The organism is Natrinema sp. 1APR25-10V2, assembly GCF_031626495.1.
In the GTDB taxonomy this organism is placed as follows: Archaea; Halobacteriota; Halobacteria; order Halobacteriales; family Natrialbaceae; genus Natrinema.
Genome location: NZ_JAMQOJ010000007.1, coordinates 338,383 through 362,046, shown reverse-complemented (window position 1 = coordinate 362,046; position 23,664 = coordinate 338,383). Strand labels below are relative to the sequence as shown.

The 23,664-nt window shown below is 63.3% G+C and carries 23 protein-coding genes; 14 read left to right on the top strand and 9 right to left on the bottom strand.

Translation table 11 applies throughout. From position 1 onward, the window contains the following. Nucleotides 1-317 precede the first annotated feature (317 nt). Nucleotides 318-818 (top strand): HTH domain-containing protein, encoded by a 501-nt coding sequence (locus tag NDO75_RS22305; RefSeq protein ID WP_310908821.1) that lies wholly within the window; start codon nucleotides 318-320, stop codon nucleotides 816-818. 549 nt (nucleotides 819-1,367) lie between these two features. Next, nucleotides 1,368-2,132, top strand: a complete 765-nt coding sequence (locus NDO75_RS22300; protein ID WP_310908820.1) for a class I SAM-dependent methyltransferase — start codon at nucleotides 1,368-1,370, stop codon at nucleotides 2,130-2,132. 260 nt (nucleotides 2,133-2,392) lie between these two features. On the opposite strand, the gene NDO75_RS22295 is transcribed toward NDO75_RS22300, so the two are convergent. After that, nucleotides 2,393-2,665, bottom strand: a complete 273-nt coding sequence (locus tag NDO75_RS22295) for a hypothetical protein (protein ID WP_310908819.1) — start codon at nucleotides 2,663-2,665, stop codon at nucleotides 2,393-2,395. Between the two features lie 506 nt (nucleotides 2,666-3,171). Between NDO75_RS22295 and NDO75_RS22290 the strand changes: the two genes are divergently transcribed. The 9 genes from NDO75_RS22290 (at nucleotide 3,172) to NDO75_RS22250 (ending at nucleotide 11,094) form a co-directional block, all read left to right on the top strand. After that, a complete protein-coding gene (locus NDO75_RS22290; RefSeq protein WP_310908818.1) occupies nucleotides 3,172-3,966 on the top strand; it encodes a PHP domain-containing protein in 795 nt (264 codons plus the stop codon). 219 nt (nucleotides 3,967-4,185) lie between these two features. Continuing rightward, nucleotides 4,186-6,090, top strand: a complete 1,905-nt coding sequence (locus tag NDO75_RS22285; protein WP_310908817.1) for a 2-oxoacid:acceptor oxidoreductase subunit alpha — start codon at nucleotides 4,186-4,188, stop codon at nucleotides 6,088-6,090. Nucleotides 6,091-6,092: 2 nt separating this feature from the next. Continuing rightward, the gene (locus NDO75_RS22280) at nucleotides 6,093-7,028 is read left to right on the top strand and encodes a thiamine pyrophosphate-dependent enzyme (protein ID WP_310908816.1); all 936 of its coding nucleotides are present in this window, start codon (nucleotides 6,093-6,095) and stop codon (nucleotides 7,026-7,028) included. A 167-nt stretch (nucleotides 7,029-7,195) separates the two neighbouring features. Further along, nucleotides 7,196-7,702 carry a GNAT family N-acetyltransferase gene (locus NDO75_RS22275; RefSeq protein WP_310908815.1) on the top strand — a complete coding sequence of 169 codons (507 nt, stop codon included), beginning with the start codon at nucleotides 7,196-7,198 and terminating at the stop codon, nucleotides 7,700-7,702. Between the two features lie 352 nt (nucleotides 7,703-8,054). Beyond that, nucleotides 8,055-8,483 (top strand): HTH-type transcriptional regulator LrpA1, encoded by a 429-nt coding sequence (gene lrpA1 / locus NDO75_RS22270; RefSeq protein WP_310908814.1) that lies wholly within the window; start codon nucleotides 8,055-8,057, stop codon nucleotides 8,481-8,483. 66 nt (nucleotides 8,484-8,549) lie between these two features. Then, nucleotides 8,550-9,029, top strand: a complete 480-nt coding sequence (locus NDO75_RS22265) for an SRPBCC family protein (RefSeq protein ID WP_310908813.1) — start codon at nucleotides 8,550-8,552, stop codon at nucleotides 9,027-9,029. Nucleotides 9,030-9,119: 90 nt separating this feature from the next. Next, nucleotides 9,120-9,734 carry a nitrous oxide reductase accessory protein NosL gene (locus NDO75_RS22260; RefSeq protein WP_310908812.1) on the top strand — a complete coding sequence of 205 codons (615 nt, stop codon included), beginning with the start codon at nucleotides 9,120-9,122 and terminating at the stop codon, nucleotides 9,732-9,734. Nucleotides 9,735-9,789: 55 nt separating this feature from the next. Next, on the top strand, nucleotides 9,790-10,671 hold the full coding sequence (locus NDO75_RS22255; protein ID WP_310908811.1) for a DMT family transporter: 882 nt from the start codon (nucleotides 9,790-9,792) through the stop codon (nucleotides 10,669-10,671). A gap of 123 nt (nucleotides 10,672-10,794) precedes the next feature. Further along, nucleotides 10,795-11,094, top strand: coding sequence for a DUF4242 domain-containing protein (locus NDO75_RS22250; RefSeq protein WP_310908810.1), 300 nt, complete (start codon nucleotides 10,795-10,797; stop codon nucleotides 11,092-11,094). Nucleotides 11,095-11,124: 30 nt separating this feature from the next. Here NDO75_RS22250 and NDO75_RS22245 read toward each other — a convergent pair whose 3' ends face one another. The 3 genes from NDO75_RS22245 to NDO75_RS22235 are packed head-to-tail and all read right to left on the bottom strand — an operon-like array spanning nucleotide 11,125 to nucleotide 14,913. Next, entirely contained in the window at nucleotides 11,125-12,264 is a 1,140-nt protein-coding gene (locus NDO75_RS22245) for a plastocyanin/azurin family copper-binding protein (protein ID WP_310908809.1), read from the bottom strand. Between the two features lie 30 nt (nucleotides 12,265-12,294). Beyond that, entirely contained in the window at nucleotides 12,295-14,004 is a 1,710-nt protein-coding gene (locus tag NDO75_RS22240; RefSeq protein ID WP_310908808.1) for a PQQ-binding-like beta-propeller repeat protein, read from the bottom strand. A 6-nt stretch (nucleotides 14,005-14,010) separates the two neighbouring features. Beyond that, nucleotides 14,011-14,913 carry a hypothetical protein gene (locus NDO75_RS22235; RefSeq protein ID WP_310908807.1) on the bottom strand — a complete coding sequence of 301 codons (903 nt, stop codon included), beginning with the start codon at nucleotides 14,911-14,913 and terminating at the stop codon, nucleotides 14,011-14,013. Between the two features lie 239 nt (nucleotides 14,914-15,152). Here NDO75_RS22235 and NDO75_RS22230 point away from each other — a divergent pair, with 239 nt between their 5' ends. After that, the gene (locus tag NDO75_RS22230) at nucleotides 15,153-16,010 is read left to right on the top strand and encodes a hypothetical protein (RefSeq protein WP_310908806.1); all 858 of its coding nucleotides are present in this window, start codon (nucleotides 15,153-15,155) and stop codon (nucleotides 16,008-16,010) included. Nucleotides 16,011-16,024: 14 nt separating this feature from the next. Here the strand turns inward: NDO75_RS22230 and fdhF are convergent, their stop codons facing one another. Then, nucleotides 16,025-18,172, bottom strand: coding sequence for a formate dehydrogenase subunit alpha (gene fdhF / locus NDO75_RS22225; protein WP_310908805.1), 2,148 nt, complete (start codon nucleotides 18,170-18,172; stop codon nucleotides 16,025-16,027). 194 nt (nucleotides 18,173-18,366) lie between these two features. Between fdhF and NDO75_RS22220 the strand changes: the two genes are divergently transcribed. Next, nucleotides 18,367-18,921 (top strand): hypothetical protein, encoded by a 555-nt coding sequence (locus NDO75_RS22220; protein ID WP_310908804.1) that lies wholly within the window; start codon nucleotides 18,367-18,369, stop codon nucleotides 18,919-18,921. 69 nt (nucleotides 18,922-18,990) lie between these two features. Then, entirely contained in the window at nucleotides 18,991-19,629 is a 639-nt protein-coding gene (locus tag NDO75_RS22215; RefSeq protein WP_310908803.1) for a molybdenum cofactor guanylyltransferase, read from the top strand. Between the two features lie 3 nt (nucleotides 19,630-19,632). Here the strand turns inward: NDO75_RS22215 and yqeC are convergent, their stop codons facing one another. From yqeC to NDO75_RS22195, 4 genes are all read right to left on the bottom strand, one after another. After that, nucleotides 19,633-20,382 carry a selenium cofactor biosynthesis protein YqeC gene (gene yqeC, locus NDO75_RS22210; RefSeq protein WP_310908802.1) on the bottom strand — a complete coding sequence of 250 codons (750 nt, stop codon included), beginning with the start codon at nucleotides 20,380-20,382 and terminating at the stop codon, nucleotides 19,633-19,635. 156 nt (nucleotides 20,383-20,538) lie between these two features. After that, the gene (locus NDO75_RS22205; protein WP_310908801.1) at nucleotides 20,539-20,844 is read right to left on the bottom strand and encodes a plastocyanin/azurin family copper-binding protein; all 306 of its coding nucleotides are present in this window, start codon (nucleotides 20,842-20,844) and stop codon (nucleotides 20,539-20,541) included. Nucleotides 20,845-20,988: 144 nt separating this feature from the next. Next, nucleotides 20,989-22,239 carry a metal transporter gene (locus tag NDO75_RS22200; protein ID WP_310908800.1) on the bottom strand — a complete coding sequence of 417 codons (1,251 nt, stop codon included), beginning with the start codon at nucleotides 22,237-22,239 and terminating at the stop codon, nucleotides 20,989-20,991. After that, nucleotides 22,240-23,502, bottom strand: coding sequence for a multicopper oxidase domain-containing protein (locus NDO75_RS22195; RefSeq protein ID WP_310908799.1), 1,263 nt, complete (start codon nucleotides 23,500-23,502; stop codon nucleotides 22,240-22,242). Nucleotides 23,503-23,664 lie beyond the last annotated feature (162 nt).

Genomic DNA, 23,664 nt, shown 5'->3' with positions numbered 1-23,664 from the left:
TCTGGTCGAGAACCTGGTTCGGACAATTCCGTGAACTTGTCATGAAATCCGCGGTCCGCAACATCGAACGCGCCATCGATGACTCACAGCCGTGAAATCACGCGTTCAAACAAGGCCCAGAGAATGAGTTCAGCACGACGGCTCTGTTTGTTTCACTCCGAAATCGATGAACTGCCCGCTCACTACACGTGCGAGTTGAGCAACCAAAGCATTCTCCACAGACAGATACTTGACTAGTGGGGATAATAATTTCATATCTCACGGATTGTTATCTATACTCGGCCTGTAGACCTTTTACGCCCAGCCGTGGGTGCCTAATGAACATTCATACCGATGAATTGACTGTCGAGGTACATGTCCGTCCGGATGAGCTAGTAGAGCCAATCGACACCAAAATCGGCACGTTACGCCAGCTCGACGCAGCGGGCCATATTGACAACCTGTCGGTACACGCGTGGCCGGGGGCAATCACGCTCACGAACCAAACACCCTACAGCGACGCAATAGATGCGTTCGAACAGATGGAAGCGTGGGCCGATGAGCACGGAGTCAGCATCCAACCGCCGTTCAACGTTCGGACTACCACGTCCACTTTTACCGACGAAACACAGACCACGCTTCGGACCCCGATGATGTGCCTGGCTGTGTCTGCCGGAGAGCAATTGGCGAACGTCGTCCCCCACTTCCGGGGTGACGCTCACCAGGAGTCATGGACGCGATTACAGCTCTCAGAACGGACGACCTCGAATTGTTCCCGTTCGCGCCTGATTCAGCGGCACTGCCTCCGAGCCACTGTCCGGAGTGCGATACCCAACTAACAACCGTACAGGGGCTTGGAATATGCCAAGACTGTGATCAAATCGAATTCGGCACCACGCCACGCAGCGAGCGAGATCAGCAGTCTCTACCCACGCTTTGACCGCGGCTGGAGAGCAGTATTTTCTCCATCAACAGCGTTCCGCGATTTGGCGCTTACTAGGTGCCCTGTACTGAGTGATTGGGCAACCCTCTGAATGGTCGTTGATCCATGCTGGATTCGCGCTATGTATTCAGTAATAGCTGACAGAGTTGGCAGATTTCTACCAGAAACAGCCTGCTAAATATAGAGGATGAGTTCACCGCGGAGGAGGTATTTGTTCTATGATGAACAAATCTCATATGATTTAGGGTATGTGTTTCGTGACTATCAAGATTTGTACCCACTCCAGATGCTGTTCGTAGAGTTACGCAGAATATAGAGCGCAGGTTCAAACCCTAACTCTGTCTCGGCGTAGGAACGTTCGAACCAGTTATAAAATATCCTTTTTCCTCTTGAGAGGCACTATTCATCCCGTTCTCTTTATATCGTATGATGGCGTAATATCATCATGGAAATTTCGAAAATCAGAAAAAAGGGGATGGTCAGCGCAAAGACTCAATTGGATTCACTTAGAGAGAAAGGAATTGTTGAATTCATACGTACGAGACCGTATACTGTACGTGAATCTTTTGAAGACTTCCTATTAGATCTGGATGCCATGCTGATGGAACCTGCCGAGATCCACAACCACTGGGCGGAACGATCCGGAGACTATTCGCCGGACTTTTATGCTAATCTCGGTCCAGACGACGGAAGTGAATGGATTCACAGCATTCTCGATGATTCTGTTGATTTAGATGCGGCTATCTTGGAACTTGGATGCAGTGCAGGACGGAATCTCGCTCACCTCCGCGAACAGGGCTATAAGAACTTGTACGGTATCGAGATCAACAAGGAAGCACTCGGTATCATGGAGAACACCTACCCACCCCTCGCTGCCGACGGGACATTCTATCTTGATGCAATCGAAGAAATCGTACCCACCTTTGAGGACAACCAGTTTGATGTCGTATTCTCAGTTGAGACACTCCAACATATCCATCCGGACAACGAGTGGGTTTTCGACGAGTTGACACGGATTACGAGCGATTATCTCATTACGATAGAAAACGAAAACAGCGCCGACCGGCTGGTAGCGGTGGACAATATTGACGACTTCCCGCTGTTCTACCGAGAGTGGAACACCATCTTTACCAGACTTGGTTTCAAGCAGATTGCTTCAAAATCAACCGAGATTGACACCTATCGCGTATTTCGGAATCTCGAACCGTGATCCCCTCTAATGGTTTGAACAATTAGAGTTCGTTGTTGGCTCCAATAAAATTCCTCAGCCTTGTTTAGACGCGGCACAAATCGACTCTTACGTTTTGTCCTCTAAATGCGAAATAGAATCGGGAGGTGCTCATCACCGGGTTCTGGTTGGACGAAATGGTTCCTATCTCGTCCATTCGGGAGCGTCTAAACAAGGCTCAATTCCTCTTAAAATAGTAGCGGGTGATCCCTGTCTCTCTATTAGCACTGTCAGTATACAGGCTATTCCTCTCCTAGTTTCTTTTTCGGTGGTTCCGGTGATTCCTTCTTCGGCGGTAGTTTCTTTTCCGGTGGTTCCTTCTTCGGCGGTAGTTTCTTTTCCGGTGGTTCCTTCTTCGGCGGTAGTTTCTTTTCCGGTGGTTCCTTCTTCGGCGGCTCAGTCTTCTTGTCTTCCTCTGCTGATGCAGTACTCGATATACCGAGTAGTGCAATCAGTGCGGAAACTACTATTCGTAATAGTGACCGCCGAGATTTTTTAACATTTAATTTTGTCATTTTTTCGCCAATTGGTTATTGAAGATACATCTCTACAGTTCGCATCGCAAGCATCATGTGAGATGTACAATATATAAACGCTCCCACGTATCTTAACTCTATTTCGATTAACAACTGATCGTCAATATCTCCATTATATAAATACACCTGCTCAGCTTCAGTAATTGCCCAAGTGAGACATGCACTAGGAAAAAGATGCGGTTGTTATAATACATAGGTGCCTGTACTTTATATGCTAATATTGGCGGATACTTCCAGATAGCTAATCTCTGTTATATGTCATTAATCTGCACTTAGAAATAATGTATTTTACATATTGAGCGGCGTCTCGTGATACATTCGCGCCCTGTATTCAGCACGACTCGGCAATCTCCACCGGTAGTTGATAGAAACACCAGCGTCAGATTCGCACGCATGGTGGGAAACCAGTTCGCGTCTCGGTGGCCGAAGATAACGCCCTGTTCCGCGAGCGTAACATCTAACCCCTTACTCGTGGTCGGCAACGTATGCGGGATTTTCACGTCCACTCGAACTACTCGGACGGCGACTTCCTCAGAGGCATGGTCCGCGCCGCCGAGTCGGCCGGCCTCGAGGGCGTCGGCTTCGCGGACCACTGCAACGTGGCATCGCGCGAGCGCCACGAGTCCATGCGGAGCGTCTACGGGTTCAACCTCGATCTCACCCACGAGCGCCGTCGGCAGGGGATCGAACGGTTGCGGGAGGACTTCGAGATCGACATCTACGACGCAGTCGAGATGGACTACGATCGGCGCGACGAGGCGGCCATCGACGCCTTCCTCTCGGAGGCGGGGTTCGACTATGCGACGGGGAGCGTCCACGACGTCGACGGAAAGAACGTACAGATCGCGTCTCACTTCAGGTCGATGTCCGATGCGGAGCGCGACGCAGTGGTCGACCAGTATTTCGACGAACTCGTCGCGCTCGTCGAGTCCGAACTGTTCGATATCGCGGCCCACCTCGACCTCCTCGAGCGGACGGGGCCGCTCCGAGGTCGGGCGACCGAAGAGCACTACCACCGCGTCGCGCAGGCACTGGCCGATTCGCGGACGATCCCCGAGATCAACGCGGGACGAGCGCTGACGGATGCCGAGATCGTCCACCCCTCCGAGACGTTTCTCTCCGTCCTGCGCGAACACGACGTGGCCGTCACCCTCGGAACCGACTCGCACCACCCGAGCGAGATCGGCGAGCGCGCCGACTTCCTGACCGAGTTCGTCGAGGAATTCGGTCTGGAGCCGGTCAAACCCGAGGGACTCGAGCGTGAGCCCGGGACCCGATGACCTCCATGCGCCGGATACAACGGCGGGAAACGGACCAGGGGTTCCCGACGATTGTAACGATCTTCCGGCATCTACCTGCAGAGTATAATGGTCTTTAACACATATTCTTAAGTGTACGTCCATTCTTCACGAAAGATCCTTGGTAATCTATAGCAAAGGCTTTAGGTCCGGTAGCGCGAAAATCCGGATACGGTCGGCCCATCGGCCACTGATCCACCTATGACTAGCGACGAACTCATCTGGCGAATCGCGGGCGGTTCCGGCGACGGAATCGACTCGACGAGCCAGAACTTTGCCAAGGCGCTGATGCGCTCGGGACTCGACGTGTTCACCCACCGCCACTACCCGTCGCGGATCCGGGGCGGCCACACCTACGTCGAGATCCGGGCCGCGGACCACGAGGTACAGTCACGCGGCGACGGCTACAACTTCCTGCTGGCACTGGGCGATTCGTTCGCCCGCAACCCGCAGGAAGAGGCCTACTACGGGAACGAAGAGATCAAACCGCTCTCGGAGAACCTGGACGATCTCCGCGAGGGCGGGATCATCGTCTACGACGAGGGGCTCATCGACGACGAGGAGGTCGCCGATATCGATCTCGAGGCCCGCGCCGAGGAGAACAACTGGCACGTCTTCCCGATGGACCTCCGGGCGCTTGCCCGCGAGCACGGCCGCGAGGTCATGCGAAACACTGCCGGCGTCGGCGTCACCGCGGCGCTGCTCGACATGGACCTCGAGCACATCGAGGATCTGATGTCCGACGCCATGGGCGGGGATATCCTCGAGGCGAACCTCGAGATCCTCCACGAGGCCTACGACACCATCAACGAGGAGTACGACTTCGAGCACGAGTTGCGCGCACCGGAGGGCTCTCACGACACCGAACAGGCGCTGCTGTCGGGGTCGAACGCGATCGCCTACGGCGCGATCGACGCCGGCTGCCGGTTTATCGCCGGCTATCCGATGACGCCGTGGACGGACGTGTTCACCATCCTCACGCAGAACTTCCCCGACATGGGCGGCGTCTCCGAACAGGTCGAAGACGAGATCGCCGCCGCGGCGCTCGCACTCGGCGCGAGCCACGCCGGCGCGAAGGCCATGTCCGGCTCGTCCGGTGGCGGCTTCGCACTGATGAGCGAACCGCTCGGGCTCGCCGAAATGACCGAAACGCCGCTCGTGCTCGTCGAATCGATGCGGGCCGGCCCCTCGACAGGGATGCCGACGAAACCCGAACAGGGCGACCTCGAGTTCGTCCTCTACACCAGTCAGGGCGACTCCTCGCGGGTCGTCTTCGCTCCCGGCAACATCGAGGAGGCCTACGAGCAGACGCGACTCGCCTTCGAAATCGCGTGGGACTACCAGATCCCGTCGATCATCATCTACGACCAGAAGCTCTCCGGCGAGAACACGAACGTCGACGTCGAGTTCTTCGACCGCGAGCCCGCACCGGATCTGGGCGCGACGCTGACCGAGGAGGAACTCAAAGAGGCCGCACACGACGCGAGCGGGAAGTTCAAGCGGTTCAACTACGAGGACGCCGAGAACAACGTCGCCCCGCGATCGCTGCCCGGCCAGCAGGGCGGGCGCTACCTCGCGACCGGCAACGAACACAGCCCCGTCGGCCACATCAGCGAGGACCCCGACAACCGCGTCGCCCAGATGACCCGGCGCATCGAGAAACTCGAGTCCATCCGCGAGGAACTCGACGAGGAACACGCCTCCAACCAGACGTACTTCGGCGACGAGACGGCCGAGTACGGTATCATCACGTGGGGTTCGAGTCAGGGGGCCGTCCGCGAGGCCGTCGAACGGCTCAACGAGAACGGCCACTCCGTCAAAGGACTCGGCGTCTCCGACATGATGCCGTTCCCCGAGGCGGAACTGACCGAGTTCCTGGAGAGCGTCGACGAAGCGATGGTCGTCGAGATGAACGCCACCGCGCAGTTCCGCGGACTGATCCAGAAGGAACTGGGCCGCTTCGGTGACAAATTGACCAGCCTCCTGAAGTACAACGGCAACCCCTTCGAACCCGCCGAGGTCGTCGAAGGCTACGAGGTCAATCTCGAGGAGGAGGATCGGCAACCGACCGCACAGGTGCGGATCGAACCCGCTGTAGGTGACTAACTATGAGTGCATTCAACGCGATCGGAGCGGAACGAGAGATCGACCGGGACGAGTTCACGCCCGGTGTCGAACCGCAGCCAACCTGGTGTCCAGGTTGTGGCGACTTCGGCGTCCTGAAGGCGCTGAAACAGGCCCTGCCGGAGGTCGGCAAGAACCCCGAGGAGGTGCTGACCGTCACCGGGATCGGCTGTTCCGGCAAACTGAACAGCTATCTGGACACGTACGGCTTCCACACGATTCACGGCCGCTCGCTGCCCGTGGCTCGCGCCGCGAAGCTCGCGAACCCCGAACTCGAGGTCATCGCCGCCGGCGGCGACGGCGACGGCTACGGGATCGGCGGGAACCACTTCATCCACACAGCCCGGGAGAACCACGACATGACCTACATCGTGTTCAACAACGAAATCTTCGGGCTAACGAAGGGCCAGACGTCCCCGACCAGCCCGAAGGGTCACAAGTCGAAGACCCAGCCCTCGGGCAGCGCGAAGACGCCGCTGCGGCCGCTATCGCTGTCGCTGAACGCCGGCGCGAGTTACATCGCCCGGACCGCCGCCGTCAACCCGAATCAGGCCAAGGAGATCATCAAAGAGGCTATCGAACACGACGGCTTCGCCCACATCGACTTCCTCACGCAGTGTCCGACGTGGAACAAGGACGCCCGTCAGTACGTCCCGTACATCGACGTCCAGGAGTCCGACGACTACGATTTCGACGTTACCGACCGACGCGAGGCCGCCGAGATGATGTACGAGACCGAGGACGTCCTCAACGAGGGCACCGTCCTGACCGGCCGCTACTACGTCGACGAGGACCGTCACTCCTACTCCGAGGAGAAACACGCCGTCGGCGAGATGCCCGACCAGCCGCTGGCAGAGCGCTACTTCGACGACGACGCCGAGTGGGAGCGCAGCTACGACCTGCTCGAGCGCCACACCTAAAACCGACCGCACGGCGACCCGACGATTCGTTTTTTGTCCCGTCACCGGTTCCGGCAACGAGCCGACCGCAACCGTCTCGTCGGCTGCGAGAGCCGCGAATCCGTTGTCGGACTCACGAGTATCTGAGCCGAGAAGCTATTTGTCGTCGGGGTGTCAAACGAAACGACGTGTCGCCGAACGTTCGATGTGCAGTCTCGGACGACGCGACGGCAATCCGTGAGATCGCTCGCGAGAGCTGGCACGCCGCGTACGATCCGATTCTCGGAGACGAGACCGTTACAGAGACGATCGACCAGTGGTACACACTCGACGACCTCAGGGCGTCGATTTCCGAGGCGCGTGACCGTGAGGACGCCGTCTTCCTGATCGCCGAAGAAGCGGACGAACCCGTCGGCTTCGCGCATGCCGGTCCACACCGCGAGCGACCTTCGGTCGCGTCGCTAAACCGGATCTACGTCCGTCCCGACCGGTGGGGCGACGGAATCGGTACAGTGCTGCTCGAGCGCGTCCAAGACTACCTCAGCGAGGAATACGATCGGCTGTTGCTCGCCGTCCTCGCCGACAACGAGGTGGGCGTCTCGTTCTACGAATCAGCCGGCTTCGAACGGATCGGGGTCCAGGATAGCGACCTGAAGCCGGAAGTCGAGGAGTACGTCTACGAGAAGCGGCTCTGATCCGCGCTCACACTACTCGATCGACTCACGGGCGACGACGAGCGCGCCCACGAACAGTGCCGTTCCACCGAGAGGCGCTGGCCGGATCGACCGACCCGTCGTAGTTCGTGTGGAGGCCTACCCGACCGCGAAGCGCGATGACCGAGCCGAGACCCGGCACCGCCATCCCGCAGCGAACCCAGCCGAGACCGCTGACGAGATCCGGCTCGATCGTACGACGACAGGAGATAGGGGACTGCTAAGAGAGCAGGCGGTCGTGCGTTCACCACCCGTAATATCGACCCCTTCAAATCAGATATCCGTCGTTTTCGTATACAAAAGATATTTTTCCGCCGGAGCAAAACATACTCACATGAGTACCCAGGCGACGGAAGATCGTATCCTCGAGGTCCTCGAGGAGGACGCGCAAGCGTCCTACGCCGAGATCGCCGAGCGGGCGAACGTATCGAAACCGACGGTCCGGAAATACATCAATCAGCTCGAGGAGGAGGGAGTCATCGTCGGCTACTCGGCCGACATCGACCCGAAGAAGCTCTCGAGCCAGACGATCGCGCTGGTGGGGCTCGACGTGGCGAGCGAACGCTACGTCGAGGCGACGAAGGCGATCAAGGATCTCGAGGAGGTCGAGGCGCTGTACAGCTCCAGCGGCGACCACATGCTGATGGCCGAAGTGCGCGCCGAGGACGGCGATGCGCTGGGCGAGATAATCTCCGAGTCACTGCTCGAGATCGAGGGGGTAACCGCGGCGCATCCGTCTTTCCTGCAGGAGCGGCTGAAGTAACGTTCGGATCCGTCGCCACCGATCGTCGGGGCCTACGTTTTCCCGCTGGCTACCGTAGTGAGAGCCATGCCGACGTACCAACGCGAGACGACCGTCGATTCCTCGTTCGAAGACGTCTGGGCGTTTCACTCCCGCGTCTCCGGCCTCGAGGCGGTGACGCCCGACTGGCTGCACCTGCGCGTCGAGCGCGTTATCGGGCCGGACGGCGAAGCGAATCCGAACGTCCTCGAGCCGGGCGCGGAGGTGGCGCTGTCGATCCGACCGTTCGGGGTGGGGCCGCGCCAGCACTGGACCTCCGTCATTACGGACCGCGAGCGGAACGCGGGTTCGGCGTACTTCCGCGACGAGATGGTCTACGGTCCGTTCGACCGGTGGGAGCACACGCACTCCTTCCACGCGGACGGCGACCGGACGATCCTTCGAGACCGCGTCGAGTACGAACTCCCGCTGGGCGGGCTCGGCGACGCGGTCGAACCCGTCTCGAAGCCGGGTTTCGAGGCGATGTTTCGCGCACGCCACCGGTTGGCGAAAGCACAACTCGAGTGACCGGTCGCCCGGAGCGGGCAGGAACGACGACCGTTCGCGTTCGACGGGCGAACCACGACGGCTTTGCCCGTCGCGCGACTAGAGAGGGGTATGACTGATCGCCCAACGCACGTACTCGAGCGCCGGAGCTTGCTACGCGCGGTCGGCGCGGGCGCGGCCGGGGGTGTCGCGGGCTGTCTCGGCGGCGGTCCGTCCGCGAACGGGAGCGACGGTGATAGCGATGGCTCCCCCCCGCAGGTGTACGAGCCGACGATGGAGAACGTCGACGAGGGACCGTTCGAGTTTCCGGAGGGGCACGGCTGTGCGGTCTGTAGTATGCCGGCAACCGACTACCCCGGTCGGAAGGGGCAACTCGTCCACGAGAACGGCCTGGCGGCGGTCTTCGACTCGCCGGGCTGTCTGTTCGCTTACAAGGTCTCGTCGACGCCCGACTCGCCGATCGCCGGTGCGTGGACCACCGACTACGAGACCGGATCGCTCATCGACGCGACCGCGGCTCATTTCGTCCTCATCACCGACGAGCAAGCCGCCGAGGACCCGATGGGGATCGACCCGCGGCCGTTCGCCGCCCGCGAGGACGCGACGGCCTTCCTCGAGGAGTGGACCGCCGAAGAGCTGACCGAAGACGACGTCATCGTCGGTCTCGAGCCGGTCGACATGGAGATCGCGGCGATCTACCGCGGGAATCGGCTGCCGACCGAGTAACGATCGGCACCGGATTCCGGAATCCGTTTGACTCCTCGAGCGAGTGCGATACGACGTGACAACCGACCGCGAGGTGACGCCGACGCTCGCGCTCGCCGTCGCCGTGTTCGCGACGAGCACCAGCGCGATTCTGGTCCGCTGGAGCGCGGCCCCGAGTTCGGTCGCCGCCTTCTATCGGGTGCTCTTCACGACGGTGCTGGTCGCACCGGTCGCTTTCGCCCGGCACCGCGGGGCGTTCGCGCGGCTCTCGCCGCGCGACCTCGGCGGCGCGACCGTCGCCGGCGTCGCACTCGCGGTCCACTTCGCGGCCTGGTTCGAGAGCCTCGAACACACGACCGTCGCGGCGAGCGTTACGCTGGTCCAGAGCCAGCCGATCTTCGTCGCGATCGGTGCGGGACTGCTCCTCGGCGAGCGCGTCGGTCCGAAAACGGTGCTGGGTATCCTCGTGGCGATCGTGGGGGCTGCCGTCATGTCGGTTGGCGACGCTGGAACCGCGAGCCTCGCAGACGCGACGGTGTACGGCAACGCGCTCGCCCTGCTCGGCGCGGTGACCGTCGCAGGCTACGTTCTGGCCGGCCGGTCGATCCGCCAGCGCGTCCCGCTCTTTCCCTATGTGACCGTCGTCTACGGCGTCTGCGCGGTCGCGCTGTGCTGTCTCGTCGGCGTCCAGGGCCACGCGTTCGCCGGCTACCCCGCCCGCGAGTGGCTGCTCTTTCTCGCGCTCGCCGTCGGTCCCGGCATCGTCGGCCACACGGTGAGTAACTGGGTCCTCGAGCACCTCGAGTCGGTCGTAGTCAGCGTCGCCTGGCTCGGCGAGCCGCTGGGTGCGACCCTGCTGGCCGCGACGCTGCTCGGCGAGTATCCAGGCGCGGTTACGGTCCTCGGCGCACTCCTCGTGATCGCGGGGGTCGCCGCCGTGACGCTCGAGCGCGCGTGAGAGCGCGTGACGCCGGCCTTGGGACTGGCTTCGTAGCGGGCGCGCCGGTCGTTCTGGCAGCGCGGTTGTTTGTTCGTCCAACTTTGATAACGGGCGACGGAGTAGGAGTGCCATGCGGCACCAATGACCGAAAGCGAACTGACGGACTTCCTGATACTGCGTTCGCTCGACGAACCGATCACCGAAGACGAACTCGAGGCCGCGGGCGAGCAGTCCGGCGAGGCCCTGCGCGAACTGCGCGACGAGGGCGTCGGGATTCGCTGGGTCGAGTCAGAGGTGATGACGAACCAAGACGGACAGGTCACGGGCACGTTCTGCCACTATCGAGCCGAAGACGAGGCCGCGATCCGAGACCACGCCGAGCGTGCCGGCCTCCCGGCGACGCGTATCGATCGCCGCGGAGAGCCCCTCGAGGGAGAGTAGCGACGCGGCCGAAAAAATCGATCGGGCGCGTTACTGGACGTCGATCTCACCGATCGCGTCGAGCTGTGCCTGGTCGAGGTAGACGCCCATCTCCTCCCTGGCGACGAACTCGACGGTCTGTTCTCCGCCCGCCTGGTCGAGGAAGTCAGACCGGACGTAGGTGTTCAACTCGTTGGTATCACCGCCGCTGGCGATTGCGAGATTGTGACCGGGCAGCGGCTGGTAGTGTCTGTTCTCGCCCGACGGCTGGTCGCGTCCGATCGTGTTCTCCCACTCGATCGCGTAGGTCTCATCGGCCTCGAGTTCGAGCGTGGGATTCGCCTGCTCGGCGATGCTGTCGGGCGAGACGCCGACCCACTGGCCGTCCTCGAGACGCATCTCGAAGGTAGTCGTCGGTTCGCCGGGTTCGATCGGCGGCAAGGTGACGGTCACTTCCTGGTTGCCGTCGTCGATCGTCACCGTGTCGGTGACCCGTTCGTGGTCGTAGGTCCAGACCTCGATGTCGTACTCGCCGGACTCGAGCAGGTCGAAACGAGCGACCGCGGGCGGTCCTTCCTCCTCGGCCTCCTGCCCCGGTTTGGCGGCGACGTGGGAGAAGGCGTGGTGGTCCCCGACGAATACCTCCGCACCGAGGGGTTCACCCTCCTCGTCCTCGACTCGCACCCGGAGTTCGTGAACTTCGTCGGGGTCGATCAGTTCGATCGGCCCCCGCATCTGGGCCGGATGCGGCACACAGAAGTACTCCGACATCTCCTCGGTCGCGGTGAACTGGAGAGAGGTGGATTCCCCCTGCTCGGTCAGCGACTCCGTAGACTCGAGTATCTCGGCGTCGTCGTCGAGCGCACTGCCGGCGGTGATGTTGAAGTTGTGGGTCGAGCCGTCGCCGTTCGTCCAGATGACCTCGTGTTCTTCGCCTTCGATCAGTCGGAGCGGCGGGTTCGAGAGGCCGTCGATTCCGGCGGGCGAGACGCCGACCCAGCCGCCGACGATACCGAGCAGCGTGAGGGTCCGGCCCTCGCCGTCGTTCTGTGCGGCCGGAAGCGGTACGTCGATCTCGTCACGGTACGCGCCTGCACTACCGGCGGTCGCGGCCGTCCCGGCGAGCACCGCCGTCCCTCGTAGCACGCCGCGGCGTGAGAAGGCGTCGCGTGAACGTTGTTCGTTCGTCATAGTTGTATCGTGTGGTGGGTTGTTCGTGTGTCAGTTCTCCATCGAGAACACGGCGAGCGTGTCGCCGCGCGGTCCCTGTCGGAGCCAACCGCTGCCCCCGACCTGAACGGCGACGTACTGCTTCTCCGTATCGGGATCGTACCAGCTCATCGGCGAGGCGCTGATCGGCACGTCGAACTGGTACCGCCAGAGCTGCTCGCCACTCTCGCCGTCGTACGCGATGAAGTTCCCGTTCTGGTCTCCGTTGAATACGAGTCCCGTCGTCGTCGACATCGAGCCGCCCCACATGTAGTGTCGGTCCTCGCTCTCGATCCAGTCGCGCCAGACGCGCTCGCCCGTCGCCGGATCGACCGCCGCAAAGGCGGTCATTGCACCGTTCCACTCGTCGGGGAGCTCGCTGGCCGGATCGTCCAGCCCGCCGCCCCAGTAGGGATGGCCCTCTTCGTACTCCTCGTACCGCCAGTAGAGGTCCTGCGGGAAGTTCTGGTGAATGACGTAGACCAGCCCCGTTTCGGGGTTGTACGACGGCGGCTGCCAGTCGTTGCCGCCCGGCGCACCGGGGACGAACGGGACCCGCTCGTCTTCGCTGATGTGCGGGATCATCCGCCACATATTGATGTGCTGGCAGATTTCCTGGCTGCGCTCGTAGAGCTTGCCCGACTCGGCGTCCATGAGGAACACCCAGCCGGCCTTGTCGGAACCGACGACGAGGTCCCGCTCCCCGTCTTCGACTTTCACGTCGCGGAGGAGCACCCGCGGCGCGATGGCGTCGTAGTCCCAGACGTCGTGCGGACTGCCCTGGAATCCCCACTGCATCTCACCGCTCTCGAGGTCCATCGACATCGTCCCGCAGGTCGGGAAGTTCGGCCCCGGCCGGACCGTCCCGTCGAAGTCCGGCCCGGGGTTCGCGACCGCCGTGTAGAGGACCTCCCGCTCCTCGTCGATCGTCGGCGTCATCCAGGTCGTGCCACAGCCGTGTTCGCGGCTCGCGCCGACCCACTCGTCGTCGGGGAGCGTCTCGGTCTGCCACTGGATCTCGCCGCTCTCGGCGTCCAGTGCGGCCATGAATCCAACGACGCCGTACTCGCCGCCGGCGCTGCCCGTGTATATTGTCCCGTCGCGGATCACGGGTGCCCACGTCGCGGAGTACCCTTCCTCGTGGTCGGCGGTGGACGTGTACCAGACCTCCTCTCCGGAGTGGCGGTCCAGCGCGACGACGCCCGAGTCGAGCGTCGTCATGTACACCTTGTCGCCGAAGACGGCTGCGCCGCGGTTGTTGTCGTCACAACAGAGCTCGACTCCGATCGGCGGTGCGTAGGTGTAGCTCCAGAGGACTTCCCCCTCGCGGGGGTCGATCGCCTTCATGTGGTTCGGCCCGTTGGTCTGGTACATGATCGGCGGGTCGCCCGGTACCACGATAGGCGTCCCCTCCATGCTCGAGCCCGTTCCGACCGACATCTCGTACTCGAGCTCGAGGTCGCCGACGTTCTCGGGCGTGATGACGTCGGCGGTCGTGGCCCGATGCTGTTCGTAGTTCCCGCCGTACATGAGCCACGACTCGGGAGTCTCTCCGGTGTTGCTCAGCATCTCCTGCGTGACGTCGTTCTCCTGAATGCGACCGATGTCGTGCTGTTCGGTCACCGAGTCCTCGGGCCCCCCAACCAGCGTATAGCCGTCCTCGATTTCTTTCAGTTCGATGTCGCGTGCGGCCTGTACCGCCCTGTCGTTGCGTAGTGCCATCCGTGATCACCTCAGTTCGCTCGGCGCGCGCACGTCGTCCGTGATATAAAAGACGTCGTGCAGAATGTCTTCCTGGCTGACGATCTGCACCGCCGTCCCCGCGGTGAGCGCGGCCGTCAGCTGTTCGTCGGTGAACCGCCCGTCAACGGCCAGATCGTGGGCTGCCGTCGCCGACACGAACAGCCCGCCCAACATCGCCTTCACGTATCTGACCGCGTCGTCGAGGATCGCGTCGGTGATCATCACCTCGTTCTGCCAGAGGTGTCTGTCGAGCCCGCGGATCCACAGCAACGCCCCGCCCATCGCCCGCTGATGCAGCGGCGGGACGTTCTCGGTGTCGAACTCTACGCCCTCCGGGATCTGATTCGACGGGACCCAGCGGGCGAGCCGTTCGTCGTTGTTCGCGACGCCGATCAGCAGCGCCGTCTTCTCCGATTCCTCGAACCCGATCTCGTCGAGTGCCGACGATAGTGGCTCCGCCAGAACCAGCTCGCGCGCCGTCGTCTCGATGTGCTCGGTCGTAAACCGGGGCAGATTCTCGTCGAGGCTCTCGAAGAAGCCCACGTCGAGCAGGTGGTCGTAGAGTCGCCACCCCGGCTCCGCGACCGCCGTATACAGCCCGTGTGGCTCGTCCGGAACGCCCCCTGCCCGTACGTCCGGCAGTCGGTCGATCTGCTCAGCGACGTTTTCTCGCTCCCGCTCGAGCAACGCCGAATCGAGTCGTCCCTCGAGGTCGGCCCGAATCGCCTCGCCCCGCGAGGCGAACGACGAGTCGGACCGCGGTTCGATCTGTCCAGCCAGCCCCGTCCACGTCACGTCCCCGTCCCCCGGCGCGTCGATGCCGAGTGTCGTCGCCAGATCGCGTCGTTCCGCGACCGTCGTGTCTACTGCGGTTGATATGTGTGGCATGATACCACAACACATAAGCCGCCACCGAGAGTATGGTTAATACTTATCAATGAGTGTTCGACCGATAGGAGATGCGTCAATGAATATCCGAGAGTGAAGTAATACACCGTTACCCGATCGCCGTGTCGAAGCGGCCAGCGCTCGTTTCCACCGGGACTTCGACGGCCCGCTCTCCGTCCGGCTACCGTCGCAGCGCGTTTTTTGTCCGTTCGCCGCGTATCGTCCGGTAGTGATCGTCGGTGTTCGATCTCCCCGACGCGTTCGCGCGACTCGAGCAGCCGGAGTACACCGGTGAGAATCGGTGTTACCCGTGTACCGCGGTGAACGTCGCGCTCTCGCTCGCGCTCGCGGCCGGAATCGGCGCGGCGGTGTCGCCTCCCGTCGGCATGCTCGCGCTTGGCGTCTCGCTGGCGCTCGTTCGCTTCCGGGGGTATCTGGTCCCGGGGACGCCGACGCTCACCCGGCGATACCTTCCCGAGCGCGTTCTCGAGCGCTTCGGGAAGTTACCCACGAGCGAGCCGACGGTCGAGACGGTAACGCCCGCCGGACTCGAGCGCGTCCTGACCGCCGCGGGGATCGCGACCGACGGAACGGACGGGCTTCGGCTGACTCCCTCGTTCCGCACTCGGTGGGACGACCGACTCTCGAGCGACGGCACTGCCGACCCCGGTGCGAGCGCGGTGCGGTCGGCCCTCGGCGTCGACGAGGTCGACCGGCTCGGCGACGCGTCGTTCGAACTCGAGGGCCGGCGGCGCGTTCGGTGGGAGTCGACCGCGGCGCTGGCGGCCGACGCCGCGGCGGCGGCCGAACTCGAGGGTCGGATCGACGGCTGGGATCGCCTCGAGGCCGACGAGCGTCGCGATATCCTGACCGGACTTCGATTGCTGCGGGATCACTGTCCGGCCTGTGGTGGTCCGGTAACCGCGACGACTGAGCGCCTCGGACACTGCTGCCGGCGACCACGGATTGCCGTTCTGGCCGTCTGTGACGAGTGTGGCGGGACACTGGTCGACTTCTCCGTCGCCGAGTCGAGGGCGACGCCGTGGCTCGAGCTGGCGGGGGCGGAGACTTCGGATGGCGCGAGCACTGCCGACTGAGTCCCGGCCGAGGCTCAGTCGTCGGCCGCCGAGTCGGCGCTGCCGTCGACGGGCTCGATCCCGACGTCGATCTCCGCGGCGGCGGCCTTGTACTCGGGGATCTTCGCTCGCTCGTCGAGGACGTGGTTCGTGAGCCGGTTGGCGGAGGCGGCGGCGAAGTGCGGCGTCGTCCAGACGACGCCCTCCTTGGTGTCCTCGGTGACGTGGGCCTCGAGCGTGATCTCGCCGCGCCGGGAGCGCAGTTGGACCGTCTCGCCGTCCTCGATACCGTAGCGTTCGGCGTCGGCGGGGTGGACGTCGACGAAGTTCTCCGGGTGCTGGCGGTTGAGCGTCGGCGACCGCGTGCTCATCGTGCCGGTGTTGTAGTGTTCCTCGAGCCGTGCGGTCGTGAGGATCAGCGGGTACTCGTCGTCGGGCGTCTCGGCCGGTGGGACGTGTTCGACGCCCTCGATGTGACCCAGCCCGCTCTCGGTGTCGAACTCCTCTTCGTAGAGGAAGGGATCTCCCTCGTCGCCCGGTTCGTAACAGGGCCAGTGGAGCCCCTCCTCGCCCAGCAGGTCGTAAGTCATCCCGTGATAGCTCGGACAGACCTGCCGTAGCTCCTCGAAGACGTCTTCGGGATCGTCGAAGCCGAACTGCTCGTCGCCGTCGTCGAACAGCCGTCGTCCGACCTCCCCGACGATCTCGAGGTCGTGTTTCGTCCTCTCGTGGACCTTCTCGACGCCGCGCATCCGCTGGACGCGACGGTCGGTATTGGTGACGGTCCCGCCGCGCTCGGCCCAGGTCGTCGCCGGGAGGAGCACGTCGGCGAACTCCGCGGTCTCGGTCGGGAAGATATCCTGGACGACGACGAACTCGAGCTCCGCGAGCCGCTCGGCGACCGCGTTGGCGTCGGGCTCGCTCATCACGGGGTTCTCGCCCATGACGTACAGCCCTTTGATCGAGTCACCGGCCTCGTAGGAAATCTCGACGTTCGTCAGGCCCGGCTCGTCGGGAATCTCGAAGCCCCACACGTCCTCGACCGATTCGCGGGCCTCGTCGTCGTCGACCAGCTGGTACCCCGGCAGAACGTTCGGCATCGCACCCACGTCGCAGGTCCCCTGGACGTTGTTCTGTCCGCGCAGCGGGTTGACGCCCGTCCCGGGCCGCCCGAGGTTGCCCGTGATCAGCGCCAGGTTGATCTCGTTTTGCACGTTGTCGACGCCGCAGGCGTGCTGGCTCATTCCCATCCCGGTGAAGATGGCCGCGTTGTCGGCTTTCGCGTACTTCTCGGCCGCGAGTTCGATCTCCTCGAGCGGGACGCCGCACTCCTCGGCGGCCGCTTCCTTATCGAAGTTCTCGAGCGTCTCTTTCAGGTGATCGAAGCCCTCCGCGCGTTCCTCCACGAACGCCTCGTCGATCCAGCCGTCCTCCGGGTGGGCCTCGTGGTGCTCGAGAACCGTCTTCAGGACGATATTTAACAACGGGATGTCGGTCCCCGGATTCAGCTGCAGGTGCTGGTGGCGCTCGGTGTCGTCGATCTGGAACGACCGCGTCGTCTTGTTGGCGTGGGGGTCGACCTGGATGACGGTCGCGCCCTCAAGCACTGCTTGCCGGAAGTACTGGCTGTTGGCGATCGGGTGCTGTTCGCCCGGGTTCGCCCCCTGGATCCAGAAGAGGTCGGCCTCTTCGCGGAGGTCCCGCATGCTGTTGGTCATCGCGCCCGCGCCGAGGCTGGTCCGCAGCGCCCAGACCGTCGAGGCGTGGCACATCCGCGTGCAGTTGTCGACGTTGTTGGTACCGTACCGGCGGGCCAGCTTCTGGAGGAGGTAGTTCTCCTCGTTCATCGTCTTCGAGGAGCCGAAAAAGCCCATCGCGTCCGGGCCGTACGCCTCGCGGATGCGCTCGAGTTCGTCGACGACGTACTCGTAGGCCTCTTCCCAGGTGGCCTCGCGGAACTCGCCGTCTTCCTTGATCTGGGGTTCGGTGAGTCGGTCCTCGTGGTCGACGACCTCCGTCGCCGCCCCGCCTTTGATGCAGACGCGCCCCTCGTTGACCGGGGCGTCGCCCCACGGCATGAACCGGACGTCCCCGGGCTCCTCGCCTTGCTGTACCTTGATCCCGCAGCCGACGCCGCAGTACGGACAGATCGTCTTGACTGGCTCTTGTTGGTCGCTGGACATTGGTTCCCGTCTCACCCGTTGTTTTCAACCCACCACCCGACTATGCATGAGGTTTTCTACCATGATAGCAGTATGTACCCTCGAGCGACGGATCGACGGGGTCGAAACCGCTACCGCGCCCACGCACCTGGGAACCGCCACGGCGACCACACTCGGGGAAACGCTGACGGTCGACCGTGCGGAATACCCACGCGATGGAGCTCACCCGCTCGCTCGTCGAGTCCGAGGCCCGCGAGTATCGGGAGCGCGAGCCGCTGTACGCCGTCGAGCAGGAAAACCTCGAGACGCTTCCGAAGGCGTTCGCGTCGGGCGAGTACGGCCGGCGGGACGCGGCCTGGGTCGTCAGGTGGTACTACCGGCGGTTCCTCGGCGACTACCCTGACGCCGAGCGACGGGCCGCGGAGGAGGCGTTCTGGGACAACGACTTCGAGGACGTCCGAAGCGCCATGGGGGACGCCGTCGTGGCGGCCGACGCCGCCACGGGGATCGAGTCGCTGACCGACCTCGAAGCAGTCGACGTCCCCGTCGCTTCCGGGTTCCTCATGTTCCTCGATCCCGACGCGTACGTCGTCGTCGGCCCCCGCGAGTGGGCGGCGCTTCGCGAAGCGGACGAACTCGCCGAGCGGTATCCTGATCCGCCGTCGGTTCGGGAGTACGGAACCTACCTCGAGCGGTGTCGCGCGCTCGCCGACCGATTCGACTGCGATCTGTGGACGCTGTACCGGGCGCTCTGGCGGCTGTCGAAGTGAACGTCTGCAGCCTGTGGCGGCCGAGAGTACGACCGGGACCTTTTGTCGTCGCTCGACGAACGGTCGACCATGACCCCCGAATCCGACCGGGACGAGCGCACGGGGCTCATCGTCGCCGGCGGCCACTCGACCCGCTTCGGCGAGGCCGACAAGGCCATCGCCGACCTCGCAGGGACGCCGATGATCCGCCGCGTCGTCGACCGGCTCGAGCCCGTCGTCGACGCGTTCGTGATCAACTGCCGGGAGGTGCAGGTGCCAGCAATCCGCGAGGCGCTCGCAGGTGGCCCCGACGCCTCGTTCGCGGTCGATCCGATTCCGGACCGCGGGCCGATGGCCGGTATCATGACCGGACTGCGCGCGACCGAGACGGCGTACGCGGCCGTCGTCGCCTGCGACATGCCGTTCGTCGATCCCGATCTCGTCGACCACCTTTTCGAACGGGCGGCCGGCCGCGAGGCCGCAGTACCCCAACTCGAGGACCAGTGGTTCCAGACCACGCAAGCCGTCTACCGCACCGCGCCGATGGTCGCCGCCTGCGAGCGCGCCATCGAACGCGACGAGCGGCGAGTCGTGGAGCCGCTGCTCGAGCTCGACTACGTCGTCGTGGACGAGGACGAGGTCCGCGAATACGCCGCCCTCGAGACCTTCGAGAACGTCAACACCCGCGAGGAGTTCGCAGCGGCCGAAGCGCGCCTCGAGGGCGAGTGAGCACTACCCCTCGAGCACGTCGACCACCGGCTCGTCGCCGATCATCCGCGCCAGTACGACCCGCTCGACTGGAGGCGCTCGCTCGAGTACCTCCGTCGCGATTTCTTCGCCGACGGCCCGCTGCTCGGCGTCGTCGACTTTGTTGAGCAGCGGGACGACGGTCGCTCCGTCCGGCACCCCCTTCAGCCCGCCGCGGTCGCTCGCGAGGACGCGAGCCACGTCGACGGGTCGGATCCGATCGCCGCGATCGCGCCCGGTGATCGCCGCCACCCGTTCCGGCCGGTGCACGTGCTCGGACGCGAGCGGTTTTCCGACGGCTCCGACGCTCGCGATCGGCACCACCGTGTCGGTGCTTTGCGGGAGCTGTGGCTCGCGGTCGTTCGGGGCCTTGAACTCTCGCATCCGCGCGCCGTCGGCCTTGACGAGCACGAGATCCGCGGCGTCGGCCGCCGCGATGTCGTCGATTACGGTGGGATCGTAGCCCAGATACCGGTCCTCGCCCTCGCGGCCCGGGACGACGCCGACGGGCCACGATTCGGCGCGCTCGCAGGCTGCGACCGGGTCGTCGGTCACAGTCACCGATTCGACCTCCCGATCGAAGATGGGGATCCGGACGGTCGCCGTTACGACTGCTCGATTCGAGCGCTCACGGGCGGCTCGTGCGGCCAGCGCGTACAGCGTCGTCTTCTTGCCGCCCGCGCCGACGACGGCGACGACGCCGGACTCCACCTGCAGTGCGTCGAAGAGACCCATATCGGTGCTATCATCGGGTGCCCGGCTAATCGTTTGGGTGTCCCGCGAACTCGATCCGGCAGCCGAGCGGTCGCTCGAACGAGCATCCCGTTCTACCGCGGAACGGTGGCGATGATGCCTGTTCCGTCTCGAGCCCGACCAGCGGCTCGGTGGGGACTATTCGACCCGCACTGTCCCGACCATCTCGGAACTCTCGTGGGGGACACAGTAGTACTCGTACGTTCCTGCCGTCTCGAACGTGTGCTCGTACTCGCTATCGGGTGGTACGAGCCCCTCGCTCAGTCGCTCTCTCGCAGCGCGTTCGGACTCGAAGCCACCGCTCGCGAAGTACGTGGCCCCGTCGGGGATTTCGGCTTCGTAGGCGGTGATCGTGTGATCGACGTCGCTCGAGTTCACCCAGGTTACGGTCTGTCCCGTTTCTATCGTCGTCATCTCCGGGTCGAACCCGAAGTCGCCGGTCATCCTGATAGTCCGATCGGACGATGTCCGTCCGTTCAGACACCCGGCGGTAGCGATCACTACGAGTGCTGCACCGCTACGACGGATGACCGTCCGGCGATTATAGGCGTTGGATGGCATGGGATACGGTGGCGACGTGTGGTTGTCTTACAGGGCCACGAAGAGGTCGGTCGCGTACATCACGCCGAAGCCGACCAGGAAGGCCAGCAGATTCGCGGTGCTTCCCACGCGTCCACCCGCATCACGAACCATCCGGGCGATCTCCCAGTCGACCTGCAGAATCGCGCCGACGCCGATCGCGAGGAAGAACGCACCGATCGTCGGCGAGTAAGCCAGACTCCCGATCCATCCGCCGAGGATGACCGGCGCGCCGGCGAGGAGACCGAGTGCCGCGAAGTGCCACCACGCCGGGCGCCGGTCGCGCGCAACCGGCGCAACGACCGCCGGCCCTTCGGTCACGTTGTGGAGCATGAATCCGATGATGAGGAACGTGCCGAGCGAGACGCGACCGAGCGCGAACGAGCTGCCGATGGCGAGCCCCTCCGCGAGGTTGTGGAGACCGATTCCGAGTGCGACTAGATACGCGACCCAGAGTCCGCTGTTCGCGCTCGAATCGGCGGAACGGGCGCGCTCCGCGCGCCAGGCACTCACCGCTTGGACCGAGAAGGACGCTCCAAGGACACCGAGAGCGACGAGCGCCGTTCCCTCGAAGGCACTCGGAACGCGTTCGGCCAACTCTAACGCCTCGAATCCGGCGTCGATCGCCAGAAACGCGAGGAGACCTGCCGCGAATACCAGCACGGCGTGGAGCGACCGATCGCTCATCGATCGCATGTAGGGGAACCAGAGCATCCCGAGTGCGACGGGAATTACGCCGACGAAGAGCCCGATCAGCGCCAGCGTCCCGAGGAGGCCGACACTGAACCCGGGTGACTGACTCGGCGCGACGATCGTGTGGTGAACCGTGGCTCCGTCGGACAGGACGAGCGTAGTTTCGAGGTCCCAACCCGGATTCCAGTGGTACGGGACTTCGATCCGTGCACTCTCCATCGGCTCGAGCGTCCGGTCGCCCCCGGCGCCGTTCACCTCGAAGTCCCAGTAGGCCTCGTCGACGAGTACCTGCGAAATGGTGACCTCCTGTGGACCGTTGTTGGTTACGTGTAACACGACCGTCTCGTCGTCCGGAAGTGTCGTGTGCGTGACCGACACGTCGGGAAGGGGCTCACCGCTCTGGACCCCTGCAAGCGGGGCGGTAAACGCGAAGACGCCCAGAACGAGCACGAGCAACGCAATCGGGAGCAGCGCGGAGACCCATCGCGGGACGCCGAGCGGCTGGCCGCTCATCTCGTCAGCCGGGACGCCACCGTCGGCCGTCGTCTCCGGTGTCTCGTCCGTCATTTAGACCACCTCGAAGAAGCTCATCCAGCCGAGTTCGGCGAACTCCGACTGATGAGCGTGAAACATGTACAGGCCAGGGTCGTGATCGGAGTAATCGAGTTCGATGATACCGCGCTGCGCCTGCGTCTGCATGATCGTATCGACGGTCTGTCGAGTCGGCAGTAGCGTCGTTCCGTGATCGTAGTAGTCGAAGAACTGCGAGTGGGTGTGAAACGAGTTGATGATGTCGAACTCCGTCGCGTTGACGAGATACACCCGCTGTCGCTCGTTCTTGTCGATCTGGATGGGGCGTTTCGTCTCGCCAGCCGTCCAGTTCCCCTCGGCGTCAGTCTCACCGACACCGTACGCGAAGGCGCGCGTGTTCGCCGCGTACACCTCGTTTCCGCCGTCGAAGTTGGTATCGAACGAGTTCATCACGATCACCATCTCGTTGACGGCGTTGTTCTCGGCGTACTCGTGGTTGCGCGTCTTGGCTTCGGTAACGAGGTCCTCGACCATCGCGTCGGTAATCTGGCTCGGGTGATCGGTCACGTAATCGGCCGGGGCCTCCCTGACTCGTTCGGGGTCCGGGTCGACGATGATCGTCCCGTAGAGGCCCCGATGGATGTGTTCCTTCAACGGTAGCGAGTGGCAGTGATAGAAGTGTACGCCGGCGGGTTGGGCTATCCACTCGTAAGTGAACGACTCACCCGTCTCGAGCACGCCGGGCCCGTTCTGTGGAATCCCGTCCATCTTCGGGTTTAGATTCTTGAGGTGGGGGTGAATCGTGTGTGCGTGCCGCCCAAGATTTTCGAATTTCACCCGGACGAGATCTCCCTCGACGGCGCGGATCGTCGGTCCCGGAACCTGCCCGTTGTACGCCCAGGCCTGGAACTCGATACCCGGCGCGATCGTGATCGTCGTGTCGACTGCGGTGAACTCGAACTCTCGAACGGTTCGCCCGTTTTCCGTGTACACGCGCTGCGGGACGGCGTCCTGGCCGCTCTTTCCGGTGTTGAACGTCGACAGGAACTCGTGAGGATCGAAATTGGTGTTCCGATACTCGTCGACGGCACCGAAGTTACCGTGGTCGTCCTCGTCATCGTCGCCGGCGCCGGCACCCGTCTGACTGGCCCTGATCCCGACCGCCGCACTCCCGGCGACGCCGAGTCCGCCGAGTACGGTGCGTCGGCTAACGTTCGTTTCACCGCCGAGTGCCTCGACGAGTCGCTGCTCGAGCCGTTCCGTGATTGCCGCTGCGTTATCGTACTCTACTGATGTCATTGACGTCACCTCGATCCGATTTTCCGTTTCTCATAGCTGGCGCTTCGATGGCCAACCATAAGAATTTGATGCGTCTAAACTTTGATTGAGTCTAGACAAATATTGGGTTCTCGATATCGCCATCGATAACTCGCTTACCGAGTGCCGAGACTGTGGCAGCCC